Here is a 1,152-nt window from a genome sequence, read left to right as displayed (position 1 = left end):
CGCGGGGGGTTGGGTGTAGCGTGGCCGCCGGCGCGATAGCATTCTGCAGTCGCGCGGCTCCCTTCCGTGACGATCGAAAAGTGGCGGTATTCCCCGTCACACCGGGACGGAACCCCGTTCCTTGTCCTGTCGGAACGCCTCGGCTTACCGTCATCTTCGCGCCGCGATCCCGCGGCGAGCCGCCGCCGGACGCCGAGTCCTGCCACCGGAGGCGGTCGTGGCACCACTTCCGTATGGCAGGAGCGGGGGACCCACTTTCCGCCGGCCGTCCGCCCAGGACGCCGGCTTGGGGTGAAGCCACGCCGAACGACCTTCGGCCGTGGCCGGGCGACTCCGGCCCGAACCCGACAGCTCACCTCGTAGGCGTCTGGAGGAGGAGCACAGCCATGTCCGCTCGCGGACGTCACCGCCGCCAGCGCGCCCGCGCCCGGCACATATCGCGCATCTCCCTGATGCTCTCCGCCGGCGGAGCCGGCATCGTCCTGCCCCTGGTCGCCTCCGGCGCCGCCCACGCCGCCCCGGCCGAGACCTACGAGGTCAAGGCGGGCGACACCCTCTACGAGATCGCCGCCGACCACGACGTCGACGGCGGCTGGCAGGCCCTGTACGAGGTCAACCGGGACGTCATCGGCGACGACCCGCGGCTGATCACGCCGGGCCTGGAGCTCGTCCTCGACGAGGAAGCCGCCGTCACCACCGAGTCCGCGCCGGCCGAACAGTCCGCCGCCGAGACCTCCGTCGGCGACTACACCGCGCCGGTCTCGGGCCCGCTCGGCACCGCCTACGGCATCGCCGGCTCGATGTGGGCCTCCGGGCACCACACCGGCGTCGACTTCCCCGTCGCCACCGGCACCCCGGTCGCCGCGATCACCTCGGGCGAGGTGGTCAGCGCCGGCACGGTCAACTCCTACGGCAACGAGGTCGTCATCCGGCACCCGGACGGCCACTACAGCCAGTACGCCCACCTGTCGTCGATCTCCGTGAGCGTCGGCCAGACCGTCTCCACGGGCGACCAGATCGGCCTGTCGGGCTCCACCGGCAACTCCACCGGACCGCACCTGCACTTCGAGGTGCGCACCGGACCGGCCTACGGCTCGGACATCGACCCGCTGGCCTACCTCAGGGAGCACGGCGTCACCATCTGACGCCTCC

1 protein-coding gene and 1 riboswitch are annotated in these 1,152 nt (G+C 72.0%); the gene reads left to right on the top strand.

Going from position 1 to position 1,152, the window contains the following annotated elements; all coding sequences use genetic code 11:
• The first annotated feature begins 211 nt into the window (after nt 1–211).
• Nucleotides 212–381, top strand: a riboswitch (cyclic di-AMP (ydaO/yuaA leader).
• Nucleotides 382–386: 5 nt separating this feature from the next.
• Nucleotides 387–1,145, top strand: coding sequence for a LysM peptidoglycan-binding domain-containing M23 family metallopeptidase (locus tag E1265_RS36390; RefSeq protein WP_132935201.1), 759 nt, complete (start codon nt 387–389; stop codon nt 1,143–1,145).
• The last annotated feature ends 7 nt before the right edge of the window (nt 1,146–1,152 follow it).

It is taken from the genome of Streptomyces sp. 8K308, assembly GCF_004348315.1.
GTDB lineage: Bacteria > Actinomycetota > Actinomycetes > Streptomycetales > Streptomycetaceae > Streptomyces.
The sequence above is the reverse complement of the archived record's forward strand: the minus strand, read 5'-3'. Positions and strand labels throughout refer to the sequence as shown.

What these genes read in the sequence shown, in the direction of transcription:
- E1265_RS36390 (WP_132935201.1), top strand. Translation starts at nt 387, where the DNA reads ATGTCCGCTCGCGGACGTCACCGCCGCCAGCGCGCCCGCGCCCGGCAC.